The organism is Peribacillus sp. 05N428 (assembly GCF_056397085.1).
Map to the genome: position 1 here is coordinate 1 of NZ_JBFTMS010000096.1, position 3,762 is coordinate 3,762.

3 protein-coding genes and 1 pseudogene are annotated in these 3,762 nt (G+C 39.4%); all 4 read right to left on the bottom strand.

The annotated features are described in order from the left end of the window. Positions 1 to 1,250 (bottom strand): glucose-6-phosphate isomerase (locus AC1DIV_RS29745; protein ID WP_477577940.1); only part of this gene is annotated, 1,250 nt, incomplete at its 3' end. Between the two features lie 240 nt (positions 1,251 to 1,490). Continuing rightward, the gene (locus tag AC1DIV_RS29750) at positions 1,491 to 1,982 is read right to left on the bottom strand and encodes a hypothetical protein (protein ID WP_031538332.1); all 492 of its coding nucleotides are present in this window, start codon (positions 1,980 to 1,982) and stop codon (positions 1,491 to 1,493) included. Positions 1,983 to 2,328: 346 nt separating this feature from the next. Continuing rightward, complete coding sequence (gene gnd, locus AC1DIV_RS29755; RefSeq protein WP_031538333.1) at positions 2,329 to 3,222, bottom strand: phosphogluconate dehydrogenase (NAD(+)-dependent, decarboxylating); 894 nt, start codon at positions 3,220 to 3,222, stop codon at positions 2,329 to 2,331. 198 nt (positions 3,223 to 3,420) lie between these two features. After that, a pseudogene (locus tag AC1DIV_RS29760) lies at positions 3,421 to 3,762 on the bottom strand (glucose-6-phosphate dehydrogenase); the annotation flags it as partial.

The window sequence follows — 3,762 nt, forward strand, 5'->3', positions numbered from 1 at the left end:
TCGACTCCAGGCTGGTCAAATGGGTTAACTCCTAATAGATGGCCACTAATCCCACATGCCTTCTCAAAAAAGTAAACCATCTCACCGTAAGTGTATTCATTCATTTCATCCAGTTCAATCACGAGATTAGGTACTTCTCCATCTATATGGGCCATAAGGGTACCCTGAAATGCACTTTTGTTGACTTCATCCATCGTCTTACCTGCCAGGAAGTTTAATCCATCAATATTTTCTGGATCCTCCTGAATAGTCACTTCAATTCGAGGTTTCTTAATCTGTAAAACCGTTTCTAAAAGGTTTCGTCGACCTTCTTGTACATATTGCCCCATGGAATGCAAATCCGTTGAAAAATCAACGGAAGCAGGGAATAGCCCCTTTTGATCTTTTCCTTCACTTTCCCCAAACAGCTGCTTCCACCATTCCGATACGTAGTGAAGGGAGGGCTCATAGTTAACAAGCACTTCAATTGCTTTTCCCTTATTGTAGAGTACATTTCGGACCGCAGCATACTGATAGCTCTCATTTGTCAATAAATCAGGATTGTTGTATTTACGGGCTGCTGCTGCTGCCCCTTCCATCATATGATCAATATCAAGTCCTGCTACGGCAATTGGTAAGAGACCAACTGCTGTTAGCACAGAATACCTTCCACCTACATCATCCGGAATAACAAACGTTTCATATCCTTCTTTGTCCGCAAGCTTTTTTAATACGCCTTTTTCCTGATCTGTAGTGGCAAAAATACGTTTTCTCGCCTCTTCTTTTCCGTATTTTTTCTCCATATAGTCACGAAAAATACGGAAAGCAAGGGCTGGCTCTGTCGTTGTTCCTGATTTGGAAATGACGTTAACAGAGATATCTTTCCCCTCTAATAGTTCAAATAAATGAGATATATAAGTAGAACTGATATTGTGACCGGCAAAATACACTTTTGTCTTATCGTTCATTTGGTTATGAAAGCTATGGGACAAAGCTTCTATAGCTGATCTTGCACCCAAATACGAACCACCAATACCAATTACAACCATTGCGTCTGAATGTTTCTTGATTCTTTCAGCAGCTTGTTTAATTCTTTCAAATTCACTCTTATCATAGTTTAGTGGCAAATCGACCCAACCAAGATAATCAGAGCCGGGGCCTGTTTTTTCATGTAGCATTTTATGAGCCACTTTTACAAATTCACTTAGATTATCTACTTCACTCTTTTTCATAAATGCTAATGCATTGGAGTAATCAAACGAAATAGTCATACATTACTTCCCCTTTCAATCAAATTTAGCTTAGCTGCTTCAATCGGAGATCCTTCTCCGTAAAAAAGATCTCTCGGCATAGTAAAACGTTTCATGTTAGTGCATTCTCCTTTTCTACAGTATATAAGGGAAGTTTTTAAAAACACATTTAAACTCCCCCTTTTCAATTTTGAAAAATCCTTAGTGGGACCGTGTAATTATCAATAGCGTACATTAAAAGATAGTTAGTATTAAGAAAACTCAATGGTCCCTCTCTACATCGGCACTTAGTATGTCTTCTGTTTTGATTTCAAGTAATATTTCCAAGAATCTTATCGTTCCTAATACTTTTCGAGTGTCTCCCTCATTTTGAACATTCTCCATTTTCTTTTGTTGGATCAGTTCACTTATTACTTGCTTGAAAGCATTGGTTTTTATAAGCCATTCTCCAACCAGTAGCTTAGTTGAGTCTCTCTCGTGTTCGGTTTTGACAGCAAATAAACTTTCGGTATCTGTCTCTCTTAACGTGATTGAATTAAAATCTTCGCTCATTTGAATCCGAAAATAATTCCTTTCACTATCATAATATTTTCCGTCCCTTAGAAGAAAATACTCTATCCCTAATACTATTTCATAAAAGGGCTCATTATCTGATGGAGAATGGAGTTCTTTTACTTCGATATTCTTCACCATGTCTAAATAGGTTTCTAAACCATATTGTGTGTTAATGATTTTTGCATCCAATACGTTCATGATGTCACACCTCAATATTGTTTTATTTTTTTGGCTCTGTTAAACTTGTCTGTTGGCTCCAGGTGCTCGCTTTCCGCGGGCGAGCCGGGAGCCTCCTCGGCGCTGTGCGGCTGCGGGGTCTCCCTTGTCATGTTTTTCCCGCAGGACGTTGAATCATCATCCGTGAATAGGCACCGCACGAGAAAATGTGAATGCATTTTCGAGGAGTCTCGCTCCTTCCGCTTCAATCAACATAGTTAGCACTATCAACGACTTAAGTAAATCTACCAATTTTTGGGATATACCAAACTAAAAATCCAATGAATTTCCGGCTCATTTTAACGAAAGACATATACAGCAGATGACTTTATGATTTTTCCACAGCATGTCCGCCAAATTCATTACGAAGGGAAGCTACCACTTTACCTGTAAATGTATCATTGTCTAATGAACGGTAACGCATTAGTAAAGACATAGCGATAACAGGGGTAGCTGTTTGAAGATCCAAAGCGGTTTCAACTGTCCATTTCCCTTCCCCAGAAGAATGCATAATGCCCTTAATTTCATCTAATTTTGCATCTTTAGAAAATGCGCGTTCTGTCAATTCCATGAGCCATGAGCGGATGACAGAACCGTTATTCCACACCCGTGCCACTTTTTCATAGTCAAAATCGAAATCGCTTTTTTCCAGGACTTCGAATCCTTCACCAATGGCGGCCATCATTCCGTATTCTATTCCATTGTGGACCATTTTTAAGAAGTGGCCACTACCAGATTTCCCAGCATATAAATACCCATTATCTACAGCTGTATCTCTAAAAATCGGCTCGACAATGCTCCATGCTTCAGGATCTCCACCAATCATATAACAAGCACCATAGCGAGCACCTTCCATCCCCCCAGAAGTACCGGCATCCATAAAGCTCACTCCAACTTTCTTCAACTGTTCGTAACGACGAATGGATTCCTTATAATGCGAATTACCAGCTTCAATGACGATATCTCCTTCACTTAGAAATGGTGTGATTTCACTAATAACTGAATCAACGACTGAGTGTGGGACCATTATCCAAACAACTCGTGGCTTTTCTAATGATTGAACAAGATCTTGTAAACTGGATGCTCCTTCAACTCCGTATTTTTTAATTTCTTCAATAGTATTTGTATTTAGATCAAACGCCATTACACGGTGTTTATTGTCAATTAAGTTTTTTCCTAAGTTCATACCCATTTTCCCTAATCCAATTAATCCTACTTTCACTTGAGTTTCCTCCTTTAAATTACAAAAAATAGCCTGTATTATTATGCTACCCATTTGTTGTTCTTCATGGTCTCCTTATGGAACCATAAGGATTCAACAAATACTTTAAGTTCCTTGGGTAAATCGCGTAACAATTATCTGTCAAATCCAACCTCGGTTTGCTCTCTTCATACCAATAGCCTTCCAGGGAGGTGCGGATTAAACTCCCCCCCTAGTTTCCCACCATTTAAAACCATCCTCCTCCAATAATTGCGAAGCAGCTTGTGGCCCCATCGAACCGGCTTGATATAGGTGGAGTGGAAGGGCATTTTCCTCAAACGCCTCTAAAACGGGCTGTACCCATTTCCAAGATAATTCAACTTCGTCCCAATGAGCAAAGAAGGTAGAGTCCCCACGCAGAGCATCAAATATTAAGAGTTCATATGCTTCGGGCACGTCTTTTTTACTCGCTGAAAAATCAACAACAATAGGTTCTAATTTTCCATTTATCGGGTTTTTACTATTTAACTGCAACGAAACACCTTCATTAGGACTTACATT

What these genes read in the sequence shown, in the direction of transcription:
- AC1DIV_RS29750 (WP_031538332.1), bottom strand. Translation starts at nt 1,982, where the DNA reads ATGAACGTATTGGATGCAAAAATCATTAACACACAATATGGTTTAGAA.